General features: G+C 70.9%; 14 protein-coding genes. 6 read left to right on the top strand and 8 right to left on the bottom strand.

Going from position 1 to position 16,248, the window contains the following annotated elements:
* On the top strand, positions 1-1,735 hold a 1,735-nt coding region (locus Z052_RS08830; protein WP_099288972.1), incomplete at its 5' end, for a type II secretion system F family protein.
* A gap of 57 nt (positions 1,736-1,792) precedes the next feature.
* Here Z052_RS08830 and Z052_RS08825 read toward each other — a convergent pair.
* The 5 genes from Z052_RS08825 to Z052_RS08805 are packed head-to-tail and all read right to left on the bottom strand — an operon-like array spanning position 1,793 to position 8,155.
* Complete coding sequence (locus Z052_RS08825; RefSeq protein WP_099288971.1) at positions 1,793-3,940, bottom strand: ABC transporter ATP-binding protein; 2,148 nt, start codon at positions 3,938-3,940, stop codon at positions 1,793-1,795.
* Positions 3,930-4,838 (bottom strand): ABC transporter permease, encoded by a 909-nt coding sequence (locus Z052_RS08820; RefSeq protein WP_099288970.1) that lies wholly within the window; start codon positions 4,836-4,838, stop codon positions 3,930-3,932. Before Z052_RS08820 ends, Z052_RS08825 begins: the two co-directional genes overlap by 11 nt.
* Complete coding sequence (locus tag Z052_RS08815) at positions 4,838-5,815, bottom strand: ABC transporter permease (protein ID WP_094579806.1); 978 nt, start codon at positions 5,813-5,815, stop codon at positions 4,838-4,840. Before Z052_RS08815 ends, Z052_RS08820 begins: the two co-directional genes overlap by 1 nt.
* On the bottom strand, positions 5,812-7,470 hold the full coding sequence (locus Z052_RS08810) for an ABC transporter substrate-binding protein (protein ID WP_241897919.1): 1,659 nt from the start codon (positions 7,468-7,470) through the stop codon (positions 5,812-5,814). The genes Z052_RS08815 and Z052_RS08810 overlap by 4 nt, the downstream gene beginning before the upstream one ends.
* A gap of 22 nt (positions 7,471-7,492) precedes the next feature.
* On the bottom strand, positions 7,493-8,155 hold the full coding sequence (locus Z052_RS08805; RefSeq protein WP_394338210.1) for a DUF1028 domain-containing protein: 663 nt from the start codon (positions 8,153-8,155) through the stop codon (positions 7,493-7,495).
* A gap of 331 nt (positions 8,156-8,486) precedes the next feature.
* Here Z052_RS08805 and Z052_RS08800 point away from each other — a divergent pair, with 331 nt between their 5' ends.
* Complete coding sequence (locus Z052_RS08800) at positions 8,487-9,161, top strand: hypothetical protein (protein ID WP_094521105.1); 675 nt, start codon at positions 8,487-8,489, stop codon at positions 9,159-9,161.
* Positions 9,162-9,467: 306 nt separating this feature from the next.
* On the top strand, positions 9,468-10,163 hold the full coding sequence (locus Z052_RS08795; RefSeq protein ID WP_094521106.1) for a hypothetical protein: 696 nt from the start codon (positions 9,468-9,470) through the stop codon (positions 10,161-10,163).
* Positions 10,164-10,203: 40 nt separating this feature from the next.
* Here Z052_RS08795 and Z052_RS08790 read toward each other — a convergent pair whose 3' ends face one another.
* Positions 10,204-10,692: a cupin domain-containing protein gene (locus Z052_RS08790; RefSeq protein WP_094579805.1), complete on the bottom strand. Its 489-nt coding sequence runs from the start codon at positions 10,690-10,692 to the stop codon at positions 10,204-10,206.
* Between the two features lie 339 nt (positions 10,693-11,031).
* Here Z052_RS08790 and Z052_RS08785 point away from each other — a divergent pair, with 339 nt between their 5' ends.
* Positions 11,032-12,603 carry an alpha-isopropylmalate synthase regulatory domain-containing protein gene (locus Z052_RS08785; protein ID WP_176450653.1) on the top strand — a complete coding sequence of 524 codons (1,572 nt, stop codon included), beginning with the start codon at positions 11,032-11,034 and terminating at the stop codon, positions 12,601-12,603.
* A gap of 51 nt (positions 12,604-12,654) precedes the next feature.
* Entirely contained in the window at positions 12,655-12,966 is a 312-nt protein-coding gene (locus tag Z052_RS08780) for a hypothetical protein (RefSeq protein WP_049931849.1), read from the top strand.
* A gap of 27 nt (positions 12,967-12,993) precedes the next feature.
* On the opposite strand, the gene Z052_RS08775 is transcribed toward Z052_RS08780, so the two are convergent.
* Together Z052_RS08775 and Z052_RS08770 are read right to left on the bottom strand one after the other, a co-directional pair.
* Positions 12,994-14,439 (bottom strand): MATE family efflux transporter, encoded by a 1,446-nt coding sequence (locus Z052_RS08775; RefSeq protein WP_094552507.1) that lies wholly within the window; start codon positions 14,437-14,439, stop codon positions 12,994-12,996.
* Between the two features lie 29 nt (positions 14,440-14,468).
* Positions 14,469-15,572: an ATP-binding protein gene (locus Z052_RS08770; RefSeq protein WP_158228676.1), complete on the bottom strand. Its 1,104-nt coding sequence runs from the start codon at positions 15,570-15,572 to the stop codon at positions 14,469-14,471.
* A gap of 127 nt (positions 15,573-15,699) precedes the next feature.
* Between Z052_RS08770 and Z052_RS08765 the strand changes: the two genes are divergently transcribed.
* Complete coding sequence (locus tag Z052_RS08765) at positions 15,700-16,107, top strand: gamma-glutamylcyclotransferase family protein (protein ID WP_099288968.1); 408 nt, start codon at positions 15,700-15,702, stop codon at positions 16,105-16,107.
* Positions 16,108-16,248 lie beyond the last annotated feature (141 nt).

The raw sequence follows: 16,248 nt of genomic DNA, 5'->3' as shown, positions 1-16,248 counted from the left end.
GACGGGGGCCGCGCCCGCGGTCGCGGCCGCGGTCGAGGCGCGGTTCGGCGCGGCGCTGCTCTCCGCGGGGTCGGCAGCGGCGCCCGCGCCGACGCCCGATTCGGTCGGGCCGCTGCGGACGGACCACGCCGCGCTGCTCGTCGCCCTCGGCGTCGCGCTCCTCGCGAAGCGTGCGACCGTGGCGGCCGCCGGGCTCGGCCTCCGATGGGTGGCCGCGACGCGGCGGACCGACATCGAACGCACGCTCCCCGGGGCGGTGCGGTACCTCGAACTGCTCTCCTCCGGGAGCGACGAGCCGCGGGCGATGCTCCGGAAGGCGGCCGACGGCGACGCGTACGGCGCCACCGCCACCTCGCTGCGGAAGGCGCTCAACGCCGCCCGACTCGCGGGCAGCCTCGACGAGGGGCTCCGGCGCGTGGCGCGGGACACGCCCTCGCGGGAGCTGCTCGCGCCGTTCCTGCTGAAGTTCCGGAAGCGCGCGGCGGCCGGCGACGAGGCGCTCTCCGAGTTCCTCGCGACCGAGCGCCGCATGCTCTCGCACCGGCAGGACCGCGCCCGGAAGCGCGCCCGCCGGTTCCTCGAACTGCTCACCGAGCTGTTCGTCGCGGTGCTGGTGTTGCCGGCGCTCCTCGTCATCGGCGCGACCGCGCTGTCGGTCGTGATCCCCGAGCTGCTCCCGCCGGTCGAGACGCCGGTCGGCGTGGTGCCGACGCGGGCGGTAGTGCTGTACGGCGCCGTCGCAGTCCTGGTCGCGTTCGGGCTCGCGGCCGCGGTCGCGGTCGGCACGCTCCGCCCGCCGAGCCAACGCGTCAGGTACGAGGCCCCGGCGAGTCCGCGTGCGGTCGTCGCGACCGCCGGACGTAACCCCGCGAGCACCGCGATCGTCGCCGCGGCGCCCGCCGTCGGGCTCGCGGCGTGGCTCGCGTTCGCGGGGTACACGCTCGTCAACGTCGTCCTCGTCGGCTACGCCGGCTTCGCGGTACCGGTCGGGCTGGTTGCGGCGCGACGCACTCGCATCGACGACGCGAAGGACCGCGAACTGGCCGACTTCGTCCACGCCGTCTCCGGGCACGTCGCGCAGGGGCGCCCACTCGAAGGGGCGGTCGCGGCCGTCGCGCGCGACGTCGACCTCGGGGTCCTCGACGACGACGTGGCCGACCTCGCGTTCGCGCTGCGGGCGACGACGGCGCCGGCGGAGGCGGCCGGTGTGGAGTTCGGCTCCGCGGAGGGGTCGGCCGCGGTCGACGTCCGCGGGGCCGCGATCGAGCGGTTCGTCGACCGCGTCGACACGCCGCTGGCGGCGCGGACGCTCGGGCTCGTCACGGGCGCGCTCGACGCGGGCGGCGACGCCGACGCCGTCTTCGAGACGCTCCGGATCGAGGTCGGGCGGCTGTACAGCGAGCAGCGCGCGCTCCGCTCGTCGATGCAGCCGTACATCGCCGTCGGCTGGGCCGCCGCGGTCCTCGTCGCCGGCGTCGTCGCGGTCGTGAACACGCAGGTGGTCGACGCCGCGCGCCTCGCGGAGATCGCGGCCGCCTCGGAGGCCGTGACGGAGCCGGAGGGCGTGTACCCCGAGCTGGAGCGCTTCCGGCTGTACGTCGTCACGCAGGCGACCGTGCTCGCGTCCGGCTGGTTCGCCGGCACCGCGGCGCGCGGGCGCTACGCCGCGCTGCTCCATTCGGGGGCGCTGGTGGCGTGCTGCTACGTGGTCTTCACCGTGGGCGGGCTGGTGTGATCGAGAGGGAACCCGTTCCTCGGCTCGCATTGCCGGAGACGGAAGGGGGGAGCCGGCTCAGTCGAGCGAACTCCAGTCGACCTCGTCGGCGTACTCCTCGCGCATGAGGTGGCAGCCGATCGTCTCGCCGTCGACCTCGTGGTCGGTCGGGTCCTCCCGTTCGCAGACCTCGCCGATCTTCCGCGGACAGCGCGGGTGGAACCGACAGCCGGACGGCACGTTCGAGGGGTCCGGCACGTTCCCCTCCAGGAAGATTCGGTCCTCGCCGTCGTCCAGCCCGGGGATCGCGGACAGCAGCGACTCGGTGTAGGGGTGGTACGGCGGCTCGAACACCTCGGCCGTGGGGCCGTGTTCGACGATCTCACCGAGGTACATCACCGCGACGCGGTCGCAGACGTACTCGACGACGGAGAGGTCGTGACTGATGAGCAGGTACACGAGTCCCAGCTCGTCTTGGAGATCGGCCAGCAGGTTCAGGATCTGCGCCTGAACCGAAACGTCGAGCCCGCTGACCGGCTCGTCCAAGATGAGTACCTCCGGGTTCACCGCCAGCGCACGCGCGATCCCCACGCGCTGCTGCTGGCCGCCCGACAGCTCGTGCGGGTAGCGCTCCAAGTGCGACTCGTCGAGGCCGACCGAGTCGATCAGCTCGGCCACCCGGTCGGAGCGCTCGGCCTGGTCGTCGATGTCGTGGAGGTCCATTGGCCGGCGGACGATCTGCCGCACCGTCCGTCGGGGGTTCAGGCTCGACTGCGGGTCCTGGAAGACGATCTGGAGGTCGCGGCGCAGCGATCGAAGCTCGTCCGATCCCGCCGCCGTGACGTCGCTCTCGCGATACGTCACCGAGCCCTCGGTGGGCTCGATGAGACGGAGCAGCGTCCGGGCGGCCGTCGACTTGCCGCACCCGGACTCGCCGACCAGGCCCAGCGTCGATCCGGCCTCGATCTCGATGTCGATGCCGTCGACGGCCCGCACCGGTTCCGGGTCCCCGAGGAGACGGCCGAGCAGTCCGCTGGTGTCGAAGTGCTTCGTCAGTCCCCGCGCCTCGAGCACCGGCCCGGACGCGCCGTCGCTCCGGTCGTCGATCCGGTCCGTCTGCCAAGACAGCGAGCCCGACTCGTGCTCGTAGTCGTACTCCATCTCCTCGACGTGCTCGTGGCGGTAGCAGGCGACGGACCGCTCCGGATCGTCGGGGACCGGCTCTAGGTCGGGGTGCGCCCGGCGACACTCCTCGGTCGCGCCCGGGCATCGGTCCGCGTACTTACACCCCGTCGCAGAGCCGGTCAGGTCCGGCATCTGTCCCTCGATCACGTCGAGCCGGTTGCGGTCGTCCGGGTCGATCGCGTCGTCGACGCTCGTGATACTCGCGAGTAGCCCCTTGGTGTACGGGTGGCGCGGATCGGTGAACAGCCGCTCCGCCGGACCGGACTCGACGATGCTGCCGGCGTACATCACCGCCACGCGGTCGCAGATCTCGCGGACGACGCCGAGGTCATGGGTGATGAAGAGTATCGACATCCCCAGGTCTTCGCGGAGATCGTCGAGCAGTTCGAGGATCTGCGCCTGAATCGTCACGTCGAGCGCCGTCGTCGGCTCGTCCGCGACGAGGAGGTCCGGCTCGGAGGCGATCGCGATCGCGACGACGACGCGTTGCTTCTGTCCGCCGGAGAACTCGTGAGGGTAGTCGTTGGCCCGCGCCTCCGCGTCGGGGATGCCGACTCGGTCGAGGAGGTCGACGGCCTCCCGACGCGCGGCGCCGCGGGAGAGGTCCCGCGCCGCTTCGACCGCCTCCGCGACCTGTCGGCCGACCGTCATCGTCGGGTTGAGGGTCGCGGTCGGGTCCTGGAAGACCATCCCGGTGTTCGAGGCGCGGAACTGTCGGAGGCCCTCGGCCGAGAGCGAGAGGACGTCCGTCCCCTCGAACTCGACGGTCCCGTCGACGATCTCGCCCGGGTCGTCGATGAGGCGGAGGACGGAGCGAGCGGTCGCGCTCTTTCCCGCGCCGCTCTCGCCGACAAGCCCGAGTATCTCGCCGCGATCGAGGTGGAAATCGACGCCGTCGACCGCGTTGACGACGCCCTCGTCGGTGCGGAACACGGTCGAGAGGCCGTCGACCGTCAACAGCCGATCGTTCGTCTCTGTTCCCTCCGCCGACGCCGCTGGCGCCGACACCTGCCGTGGATGTGCTGATTTCTCACTCGTCATGGTCGGCTCCGAGCTCCGTACTCACGGTCGGATCGAGGACGTCGCGGATCCCGTCACCGAGGAGGTTGAACCCGAGGACGGTCGTGGCGATCCCCAGCCCCGGGAAAACCGCCATCCACGGGGCCTGCGTGAGGTACTGTTTGGACTGCCTGATCATCAGCCCCCACGACGGCTGTGGCGGCTGGGCGCCGAGTCCGAGGAACGAGAGTCCCGCGGCCGCGAGGATGGCGAACGCGAGGCTGATAGACGCCTGAACGATGATCGGCGCGGCGGCGTTCGGTAGGACCTCGGCGAACAGGACGCGGCTGTCCCGTTCGCCGAGCGCACGCGCGGCCTCGACGAAGTCCTCCTCGACGACGGAGACCACCTCGCTACGGGTGACCCTGGCGAAGTACGGGATGTACGTGATCCCGATCGCGATCATCGCGTTCGTCAGCGACGGTCCGAGGACGGCGACGACTGTGAGCGCCAGCAGAATCGGCGGGAAGCTCATCAGCACGTCCATCGACCGCATGATCGCGTCGTCGACGTTGCCGCCGACGTATCCCGCGGCCGCGCCCAGCGGCACGCCGGCCGCAGTGGCGATACCGACGCTCAGCCCGCCGATGTACAGGCTGATTCGGGCCCCGAGGACGATCCGGAGGAGGATGTCCCGGCCGAGGTGATCGGTCCCCATCGGATGCGCGGGGCTCGGCGGCTGAAAGCGGTTCGCGACGTTGAGGGCGTTGGCCTGTTCTAAGGAGACGAACAGCGGGCCGAGCAGGCCGACCGCGAGCAGTAGCCCGATCAGCGCCGTCCCGGCGACCGCCTTCGAGTTCGACCGGTACCTGTCGAACAGCTCGCCGATCTTCCGGCGACGAGCGTCGGTCAACCACCGCGCCGCGTTTTGTGTCGCCATCAGGCGCCACCCCCGGTCTGGACGCGCGGGTCCAAGACCGCGTACAGGAGGTCGACGACGAGGTTACTGAGCATGAACACCGTCGCGATCGTCAGCACGGATCCCTGGATGAGCGTGGTGTCGCGGTTCAACAGCGCCTGGAACGCGAGCCTGCCTAGTCCGGGGTACGCGAACACCTGCTCGATGATGACGATCCCGCTGAACAGGAAGCCGATCTGGAGCCCGATCACGGTCAACACGGGGAGGAACGCGTTCCGTAGCGCGTGGCGGTACACGATGTCGCGGTCCGGAATTCCCTTCGACTGCGCGAGCTTCACGTACCCCGCCTTGAGCTCCTCGATAAGCGAGGAGCGCGTCATCCGCGTGAGGTGCGCCATCAGCGCGAAGCCGAGCGACATCGCCGGCAGTAACACGTGTTTGATCCCGGCGACCGGGTCGACGGCCGGGTTCACGTAGCCGGAGGGCGGCAGCACGGCGAAGAACTCGGCGAAGACCAGGATCAGCACCAGCCCCCAGAAGAAGTCCGGGAGACTGATCCCGGTGAACGCGACGACGCTCGTCGTGAAGTCTTTCCAGGTGTTCCGGGCGCGCCCGGCGATCACGCCGAGCGGGATCGCGACGGTGACCGCAATGGTGACCGCGGCGCCGGCGAGGAACGCGCTCGCCGGGAGGCGCTGGACGATCAGCCGGGCGACGGGGTCGCCGAAGCGGAGGGAGTTACCCATGTCGCCGGTCAGCACGCCGGTCAGCCAGTCGATGTAGCGAATCCAGATCGGACGGTTCAGTCCGAGGCTCTGTCGGAGCGCCTCCAGCCGCTCGGGGCTCGCTCGGTTCCCCAAGATCAACAGCGCGACGTCACCGGGGAGCACGTTGACGATGCCGAAGGTGACGATCGACACGCCCAGCAGCGAGACGAGCAGCAGCCCTATCCGGCGGACCGCGTAGCGAACGAAGTCGGCGTCGATGGCCTCCCTCATTCGTCAAGCCACGTCGCGCTGAAGTTCACCTCGCTGTTGTTCGGTGCCAGCACCGTGTCGAGGGCGCCGACAGAGGGTTTCGCACCCATCGCGCCGTCGCGGAACCACAGCATTGGAGACGGGACCTCCTCGTGGAGGACGCGCTGCGCCTCGCGGTAGTACTCGATCTCCTCCTCCTCCGTCGGGGCACTCTCGGCGTTCTCGATGGCGGTGTCGAAGTCGTCGCTGGCGTACGCGAAGGAATTGAACGATCCCTCCGAGTGGAACAGGCCACGGTACATCTGGGCGGGCTCCCACCCGCTGAACCAGTTGACCATCGCCATCCGGTAGTCCATGTTCGCGGTGACCTGCGTCAGCCAGTCGCCCCACTGGAGCTCCTGAATTTCGACCTCCAAGCCGAGTTCCGAGAAGGACTGTTCCATGATGGTCGCGGCGGTGATGTGCCACGGGTAGTTCGTGGTCACCTTGAACTCGATCGGTGCGAACTCGTTCATCCCGTACTCCGACTCCTCGATGAGCGACCGCGCCTGCTCGATGTCCTGCGGTCGAGGTTCGAGTTCCCCGTTCCGGTACGGGCTGTTCGGGAAGCTCGGGGTCGCGAGCGTCGTGCCCTGTCCGAAGAGGGCCCCCTCCACCAGCTCCTGTTTGTCGATCGCGAAGTCGATCGCCCGGCGCCAGTTGACGCTGTCGAACGGCGGGCGGTCGTTGTGAAGGTACATGTGGTTGAACGCCAGCGGTCGCCACGTGGACGTCTGGACGTTGTCGTTCGCGCCGTCCACGTAGTCGGTCATGTCGTCGAGCGGGATGTCGTTGATGTAGTCGAGATCCCCGTCCGTCAGCCCGGTGAGCCGGGTGTCGGGGTCCGTCATCGTCCGCTCTTCGAGCGCGTCGACGTACGGGCCCTCTCCCCAGTAGTCGTCGAACGCCGACAGCTCGGCCCGGTTACCCTGCTGACGAGATTCGAACACGAACGGGCCGGTTCCGACCGGGTTCGAGGCCTGGTCCGGACCGGATCCCTCCGGGATGATCGCCGTCCCGGAGAACGCCAACTGCCGGAGGAGCGGATTGTACCGCTCGCTCATCTGGAGTACGACCGTCGAGTCGTCGGGCGTCTCGACCGACTCGACCGACGTGAACACGCCGCTGTACCGCGCGCCCACGTCCGGGTCCGTGATCCGCTCGATCGTGTACCGCACGTCGCTGCTGGTCAGATCCGACCCGTCGTGGAACGTCACGCCGTCGCGGAGCGTGAACGTGTACTCCGTCCGGTCGTCGTTGATTGACCAGTCGGACGCGAGGCCCGGGCGGGTGACGTCGGGATCGGAGGAGATCTCCAGCTCGTTCGTCAGCCCGACCAGCGTCTCGTGAACATTGTTTAGAAACCGCGACGAGGCGGCCGTCTGTGCGAGGTGGATGTCGAGTTCCTGGGTCACCTCGCTGTGGCCCCAGACGAGCGTGCCGCCCTCCTCCGGCTCGCCCGTCGGTCCGATCGGGGCGTCGTCGGAGCCGTCGCCGCCGTCTCCGCTCGAGCCGTCGGAGCCGTCGCCGCCGGAGGCACAGCCCGCGAGCGTCGTTCCGACGCCCGCCAGTCCCGTCGCGACGAGGAACCGTCGCCTGTCAATACTATCGTTCGTATCCGCAGCGTTATCGCGCATTGTTGTGTGTGAGTGGTAGTTGCTAGCGTTTCAGTCCGAAGTCGACGATCGCGTCGGGGTACTCCCCGAGCTGATCCTCGGCGACCGCCGGGAGTTCCGCCTCCGTCTCGACGGCGAGATCGTACGCCTCGCGGAGCTCGTCGATCGGCGCGTCGCTGTTGTCCACCCGGAGGTTGTGGTACAGCTTCGGCTCCGGGGCCGCGACGAGCAGCGCCGCGCTGATCTTGCCGCGCTTGTCGCCGCCGGCCGCCTGTCCGGCTTCGAGCGCGGCGATGAGTCGGTCGGCGAACTCGCCGTCCGCGTCCGCGTAGCCGCGGCGCACCTCCTCGACAACGTCGGCGCCGTCGAGCATGTTACCGGCGACCGTGTAGTCATCCCCGGCGGTGTCACCCGCCCAGTCGACGCAGTCCGCACCGGTGTACCGGAACGAGTCGTCCGCGGTCACCCCGTGGAGCTGACGGTACGTGTCGTGGGGGTCGTCTTCGAGCAGCGTCTCGCAGGCGGTGGACACTGAGACGCCCCTGTCGGCGAGCTCGACCGCGTTTCGGCCGTGCGATACCTTCACGTAGGATTGGGTCGCGACCGCCGCGTTTTCGCTCACGAACGGACACAGCGCGCCGACGCCCACGAGCGCCGTGCTGACCGCGACGCCGAACGCTCCGGTGTCGGGGTCGCGTCCGGCTATCGAGAACGTACCGGGAGCGAACCGTTCGGCGGGTGACGGATCGTCCGTGCCTGTAGTAAAGTGATTCGTGTTACCAGTTGTGTTGCTAGGCACAGTCGTGGTAATACATAACAAGACCTCTATTAAATCTTATTGTTTGAGAGAAAAAGCCCGCTTATGGGAGAAAATTCCACTTACTGCGCCCGGGCATTTATTTTTCAACATTCTGAAGGAATACGCTCTCGAATCGCCACTTCAGAACGTCGCGGCGTCGGCGGGCGCCGTGCGGCTCCGCGTTGCCGCCCGAACCCAACACGAGTCTTTTCAGCCGTGCCCGCGTAGCACCGCCCCCATGGACGAGAAGACCGCCGAACTCCGCGACCTGTTCGTCGACGCCACCGGCTCGGAGACGGTCACCGAGCGGCAGGACGCGGACCGCGGGACCCTCGTCGACCGCGACGACGAGGCGGCCGACGAGGAGGTCCGCGACCTCGTCGCCGCGATGCGCGAGCGGTACGGCTTCTCGACGCCGCTCGGCGACGACGCCTACGCGCTGGTCGCACGCGGACGCTTCGAGGAGAGCGACGAAGCGATCGCCGCGGCCCTGCGCGACGGACTGGAGGGCGGAGGCGACGAATTCGGTCCCGACGACATCGACGCCGCGACCGTCCGGAAAGCGCGCCTCGACCTCCACCTCGTGCGCGAGTCGGACCGGGAAGTGCATACGAGTGAGGAGACGGGCGCCGCCGGCCCGCCCTTCGCGTACGCCGACCTGAAGCGCCTCACCGCGGCCGGGAACTCCATCGTCGAGTGCGCCGAGGAGTTGGACGCCCCGCCGGACGTGATCGCCCGGTACGCCGCCGTCGCGCGGACGGACATCGCCTCCACCCGGGCGAACGACCGCTTCCGCGACGCGTTCCGCGACCTGCTCACCGACGCCGACATCGAGGGATCGCTCGCGAGCGACGCCCGCGAGGACGGCCTCCGCGAGGCGACCGAGGATATCGAGACGGACGTTTCTTTATAGGCAATCAGCTGTGGATCGCCGGTGAACGCCGCCAAAGCCCCAGCCGGGAGCCGGGCGCACGCTCGCTGCGGTCCTCAGTCGCTCGCTTCGCTCGCTCCTTGCGGTCCTTACTTCGCCTGCGCCCGGCTCCCGGCTGCCCCTTTGAGTCCCGCCCCGAACCGCAACCGCGCCTCACGCCTCCCCAGCCTCGTTGGCCTCTCTGCGGTCGGCCGACTCCCTCGCGCGTGCTACTCGGCCGCGAGGCGGCCTCGCAGGCACGCGCCACCGCAGTTCTATTTATAACTGAAGCCGCGGCCAGCCCGTCGCGTGACCCTCGTCCCGTTCAGCGACCTGGCCCGCGCGGCGTACTGCCCCCGACAGCTGTACTACGTCCGACGCGACGACGAGCGGACCGTCCCGCCAAAGGCGCGCGAGCGCATCGACCTCGCCTTCCGGTACGACGAACTGGTCGACGCCCCGGACCGCGCGTTGCGGCAGCTTCCGCTCCACCGGTCGCCAGCCGCCTACCGTCGGAACCTGTCCCGGCTGCGCGAGCGCGACGACTACGACGCCCTCGTCGACCCCGCGAGCGAGCGCGGGTTCCTCTCGGGGAAGGACTGCCACGGCACCGTTCACAAGCTGCTGGAACCGGGCGGCGGGCCGACCGATTCCGGCGGCTCCGAGCCGTCGCCGCCGCCCGTGCCGACGCTCGTCTCCTCGGGCGAGCCGCCGGAGAACGGCGTGTGGGAGCCGCAGGCGGTCCGCGCGGTCGGGCTCGCGAAGGCGCTCGCGTGGGAGCGCGAGCGGGAGGTCGACCGCGCGCTCGTCGAGTACCCCGCCGTCGGCGTCGCCCGCGAGGTCCGGCTCACGCTCCGGAAGAAGGCGGCGTATCGCGAGGCGCTCCGCGCGGCGCGGTCGATCGACGGGCCCCCGCCGCGCGTCGACGACGGCCGCTGTTCGACCTGCGACTACGCCGCCGAGTGCGGCACGCGGCGGCGGTCGCTCCGGTCGCTGCTGGGCTGAGGCGGCGCGGGCGGCGGTCACCGAGCGCCGCAAACGATCCTCACGGCGAAAACGACGTGCCGCACTCGGTACAGGTGAACCGGAACCGGCCCTCGTCGGTGAGTTCGGTGTCGTGGACCCGTTCTTCGCCGCAGTCACGACACTCGACGATCGACTCGACCTGGTCCCAGTCGTGGCGCGCGCCCGGCGCGCCGATCGCCCACGCGATCACCTCCTCGTCGGCGTCCTCGGGGACGAAGCCCGACTGGAACTCGCCGGGCGCGAAGCGGATCGCCTCGTCGGGGCCGACCTCGACGCGCTCGCGCTCGCGCCCGACCTCGAACGTGGCGGTGCCCGAGCGCACGTAGAATATCTCCTCCTGATCGCCGTGAGTGTGGAGGCCGCCGGAAAAGGCGTCGCCGGGCGCGAGCTCGAAGTAGTTCATCGCGACGTGGTCGGCGCCGAGCGCGCGCGAGACCGGCTTTCGGATGTCGTGAACGCCCATCGGGTTCGTGACGACGTCGACGTCGTCGATCGCGGCTCGCTCCATGGGCGTCGCTCTCGGGGGCGGGTCGTAATCCTGTCGCCGGCCGCGTGTGAAACCGCCGGCGTGTGACGCTCTCGCCGACCCGCGCCGAGGATCCCTCAGCGATACCCCGGGTCACGGCGAGGATCGCTCGGCCAAACCTGACGCGACCCAGCAGTTTATACGTGTGTACATTGTTCGCACGGGTACGAATGACGCGAGACACTCGCGATCGTTCGGAGGATAGAGGAAGTCGCCTCGCGGCGGCTGGCCGCGAAATTCTCCGACGATAACGACTCCGGGGCACGACCGCCCCGCGGCGGCACCGACCCCGAGACCACCGCAGAGCCGACGGACTCCCTTTTGACCCGAACACCACTCACCGACCTCGACGAGGTACAGCTACTCGACACCACCCTGCGCGACGGCGAACAGATGCCGGGCGTCTCGATGACCCCCGGCGAGAAGGTCGACGTGGCCCGCGAGCTCGACGCCGCGGGCGTCCACCTGATCGAGGCCGGCTCGGCGTGTACCTCGGCGGGCGAGCGCGAGGCGATCAGCCGCGTCGCCGACGAGGGAGTCGACGCGACCGTGACGAGCTTTGCCCGCGGGGTACGGGCCGACGTGGACCACGCGCTCGACTGCGGCGTCGACGGGGTGAACCTCGTCGTCCCCGCCTCCGACAAGCACGTCGAGACGAAGGTGGGGTCGACCCGCGACGAGGTCGTCGAGACGACCGTCGAACTCGTCGAGTACGCGACGGATCACGGTCTGTGGGTCGAGGTCCTCGGCGAGGACGGCTCGCGCGCCGACCTCGACTACCTCGAACGCCTGCTCGGCGCCGGGCTCGACGCCGGCGCGGACCGGATCTGCTACTGCGACACGGTCGGCGCGGCCGACCCCGAACGGACCGCCCGCGTCGTCTCGCGGCTCGCCGACCTCGGCCCGACGAGCCTCCACACCCACGACGACCTCGGGTTCGGACTGACGAACGTCCACGCGGGGCTGAAGGCCGGCGCCGACACCGTCCACGGCACCGTCCTCGGGGTCGGCGAGCGCGCCGGCAACGTCGCGCTCGAGGAGGTCGCCATCGCGCTCGGGGAGTCGTACGACGTCGACACGGTCGAGCTATCTCGGCTCTATCGGCTCTGCCGGGCCGTTTCAGAGGCGACCGGCGTCGCGCTCCCCCCGAACAAGGCCGTCTGCGGCGCGAACGCCTTCGCCCACGAGTCGGGAATCCACACGGACGGCACGTTGAAAGACGGGACGATGTACGAGCCGTACCCGCCCGAGACCGTCGGCCGGGAGCGCCGGCTCGTCCTCGGGAAGCACGCCGGGCGCGCGGGGGTGAAGGCGGCGCTCGCCGAGCACGACGTGGCGGTCGACGACGGCGAGCTGCGTGAGGTCGTCGCCCGCGTCAAGGAGCTCGGCGAGCGCGGCAAGCGGGTCACCGACGCCGACCTGCTCGCGATCGCCGACGACGTGCGCGGGCGCGAACGCGAGCGCCACGTGGAGCTCGTCGACCTCTCGGCGACCTCCGGCGGGAACCTCCCGACCGCCTCGGTGCGGCTCCGAGTCGGCGAGGACGAGCGCGTCGCCTCCGGCACCGGCGCGGGTCCCGTCGACGCCGGCCTCGAAGCGGTCCGCGCGGCGCTCGCGGGCGACGACGGCGGGCGCGGCGGGGACGCGGGCGCCGAGGCGGACGTCGCCTTCGAGCTCGACTCCTACCACGTCGACGCGATCACGGGCGGCACCGACGCGGTCGTCACAGTCGAGGTCGACCTCTCGCGGGGCGACCGCTCCGTGAGCGTCTCGGCGTCGGACGCGGACATCACCCGCGCGAGCGTCGTCGGGATGGTCGACGGGCTCGACCGGCTGCTCGCGGCGGAGGCGGACGCGGCGGGCGCCGACCCGAGCGCCGTCGCCGACGACTGAGCGCGCCGGCGTCTGACGAAGTTTTTATTCGAGGGCGGTCGATCGTCGGGTGTGAGCGTCGTCGTCGCGATCAAACCCTCGGCCCGCAAGCGGAACGCGAAGGTGGGACGGCTCGTCTTCGAGGACGGTCCCAGCCACACCTTCGAGAGCCGCGCGGCCGCCGAGCGCTGGGCGGACGACCTGTCGGCCGGCGACGGCCACGTCTGGGTCGCGAGCGCGCACCCCCGCGACGACGGCGACGCCGACTGTTACCTCGTCTCGCGGGCGACGAACGCGAAACTGGAGGCCGCCTACGACAAGCGACGCCGCCGGCTCAGGGGCGACGCGGGGTCGGAGCAGGAGTCGCTCGGCGGCGAGCCGTAAGAGCGGGTTTGGAGGCGACCGCGGCGGCTACGACGATTTTTCGCCCGGCGTGGGGTCCGATTCGGCGCCCGATTGCGGGTCGGGGTCGGCGTCCGGGCCGGACCCGCGCGCGTCCATCATGTCCGCGGCGCGGGTCGCCCAACCCGAGTAGCGGAAGCCGGCGATGACGACGAGCGCCATCCACGCGTAGGCCGCGGACACGCCGACGTACGCGCCCGTGGGGCCGAGCCCGACGGTGCGTCCGAGCAGCCACGAGAGCCCGAGGAAGAGCCCGAACATCGCCGAGACGCGCGCGACGAGCGGGATCCGGGTCTCGCTCGCGCCCTGGAGCGACCCGGAGAGCGCGGAGAAGCAGGCGAGGGCCGCGCCGGCGAGCCCGTACACCCGCGCGAAGTCGACCGCGGACGCGACCGTCGCCGCGTCGTCGGTGAAGATCGGCACGATCCGCGGCGCGCCGATCACGAGCCCGAGCCCGATCGTTCCGACCGTGAGCACGCCGAGCCCGGCGACGGCCCAGCCGTCGAACCGCGCGCCCGCCGGGTCGCCCTCGCCGAGCGCCTGGCCGACGAGGACCGACGCCGCGACGTTGTAGCCGCGCGAGAGCGGGCCGGTCACCTGCTGGTAGACCCGGCGACCGATCTGGAAGCCGGCGTTGACCGACTCGCCGAAGCCGAGGAGGAGCGCGTTGAACGGGAACTCGGCGATCTCCGAGCCGAACCCCTCCAGCACGCGCGGGGCGCTCACCACGAGGAGCTGCTTCGCGATGGTGAGGTCGCGCGGCCACGCGAAGTCGGCGTCGGTCCACGACCCCCAGATGGCGAAACAGAGCAGCCCGGCAGTGAGTACGTTCGCGGTCGCGGTCGCGAGACCGACGCCGAACACCTCCAGCCGCGGGAAGCCGAACAGGCCGAGACCGAGGACGACGGAACCGGCGATGTTGACGGAGTTGGCGGCGATGTTGACGTACATCGGCGTGCGGGTGTCGCCGGTTCCTTGGAGCGCGCGGGCGCCGACGAGGGCGACGTGGCGCGCGGGGGCGGTCGCGAACACGATCGCGAGGTACGTCGACCCGAGGTCGACGACCGCGGGCGAGGTCCCCTCGCCGACCAGACGGCCGAACACGTCGATCGCGAGCTCGCCGAAGAGGACCCCGAAGAGGACGAACGGAATCCCGGCGAGCGCGCCGAGTACGATCGCCTGCGTCACCGCCTCGTCGCGGTTCTCAGCGGCGCCCGCGCCGGTGTCCTGCGAGGAGAGCGCGATGGCGCCGCCGCCGAGGCCGAGCCCGATCCGCAGCGGGAACCGGGCGTACAGGTCGGCGAGGCCGATCGCGACGACGGCGGCCGGGGAGAACAGCGCGGTGACCAGGATGTCGGTCGTCCGCATCGCGGTGCGGAACGTCTGCTCGGCCATCACGGGCCACGCGAGCGAGAACACGCGCTTCCAGACGCGCCGCAGCCGCGGGAGGTCCATGCGTCGGTCCCGACGAGCGCCCGCGGTTTCTACGTATCGGAGCCGGCCGAGTCGGCCGGTGCGTGCGGGAGCGTCACCGTGAACCGCGCTCCCCCGAGCGACGACTCGCCGGTGTCGAGGGACCCGTCGTACGCCTCCGCGAGCGTCGCGACCAGCCGCAGGCCGCTGACGCCGCCGTCGCTCGCCCCGCCGACCGCCTCGTCGGTCAGGAACGACCCGTCCCGTACCTCCGGGGGAAGCCCCGGACCGTCGTCCTCGACGACCAGCGCGACCCCGTCGTCGCCCCCGAGGCGCGCCGCCTCGTCGCCGTCGGCGCGGACGGCGACGCGGACGGTGACGCCCGGACCGCCGTGTTCGACCGCGTTCTCGACGAGGTTATGGACGATCGACCGCACGCCGTCGTTGGCGGCGACGGGGGCCGCGTCCGGGAGGTCGGTCTCGATCGCCGCCGATTCCCCGTCGGCGACCCCCGCCAGCACGTCTCGGGTCGTGTCCGCGAGATCGACGCGGCTGGAGTCCGCGTCGCCGAGGATCGCGTCCGCGACCGCGCTCGTCGCCTCGATGCGTTCGAGCCCCTCGCTCGCCTTCGCCGCAACGGTCTCGGCGTGACCGGAGCCGTCGAGGTCGTCGAGCAGGTCGGCGTAGCCGCGGATCGTCGAGAGGTCGTTTCGGAGGTCGTGCCGCAGGAGGTGGTTGACGAAGGAGACGGCGCGGACCGCGTCCCGCGCCCGGCGCGCCTCCGCCGACTGCCGGACCGCGTAGTACCCCGCGATCGCGCCGCCGAGGCTCCCGACGCCGGCGGCGACGAGCATCGGGAAGGCCGGCTCGACGAGCGGACGGCCCTCGAAGGCGCGCACGGCGAGCGTCGCGGCGAAGGCGGCGACGGCGAGGACGGTTCCGGTGGCGGTCCACCGCGCGACGCGCTGCTCCTCGGCGGGCGAGAGGTCCCGGCGAGCGATCCGGCGGCCGGCGACGAGGACCGCGACCGCGATCCCGCCGTCGAGCGCGAACGCCAGCAGCGGCCCGGCGGAGCTCCCGATGGCGCCGATCTCGGCGCCGTGGTGGACCGCGGCGGCGACGAGGAGGCCGGCTCCGATCAGGGAGACGGCGCGGTGGCCGCGCAGCGTAGACATTACGAATCCGACCGCGGAAGCGAGTAAAACGGTTGTGGATTCGTCGGGAGGCCGGCCGCAGCGCGGCGAGAGAGACGCCGCGGGGAGCCGTCCGAACGTTGAAAGCCGCGAGCGACCCACGGCACCCATGGACGTCTTCGTGTACGGGACGCTGACCGAACCGGAGCGGGTCGCCGAGGTCGTCGACTCGTTCGTCTTCGTCGGCTCCGCGACGCTCGACGGCCTCCGGCTCGTGGAGGGGCGGTACCCGACGCTCGCGCCGGGCGGCGAGACGGGGGGCCGACTCCTCCGGACGGAGGCCGTCGACGCGCTCGACGCCTACGAGGACGTCGGGGGCGGACTGTACGTCCGCGAGACCGTCCCGCTCGACGCGCGGGCCGACTACCCCGACGCCGCCGCGGTGTACGTCGGCGACCCCGAACGCCTCGACGCGGACGCGACGTGGCCCGGATCCGGGCCGTTCCCCAACCGAGTGCGCTCCGTCCTCGACGCCCGCGACGTGCGGGTGCGACTGACCCCCCGAGATACCGTCTGACGGGCGGATGACGGCGCCGCTGTCGTGCGGTTTCACTTTCGCTCTGGTAGCCCCACCTTTTTGTATTTCCGTCGCATCGTTTCACTCGCACGTCACACGCGTGCATTCCCCCTTTCACCGACCGCGAGCCGTCGGCTCGGT

Source organism: Halorubrum sp. C191 (genome assembly GCF_002727095.1).
Lineage (GTDB): Archaea > Halobacteriota > Halobacteria > Halobacteriales > Haloferacaceae > Halorubrum > Halorubrum ezzemoulense.
Note: the sequence above shows the minus strand (reverse complement) of the source record. Positions and strands in the feature narration are given on the sequence as shown.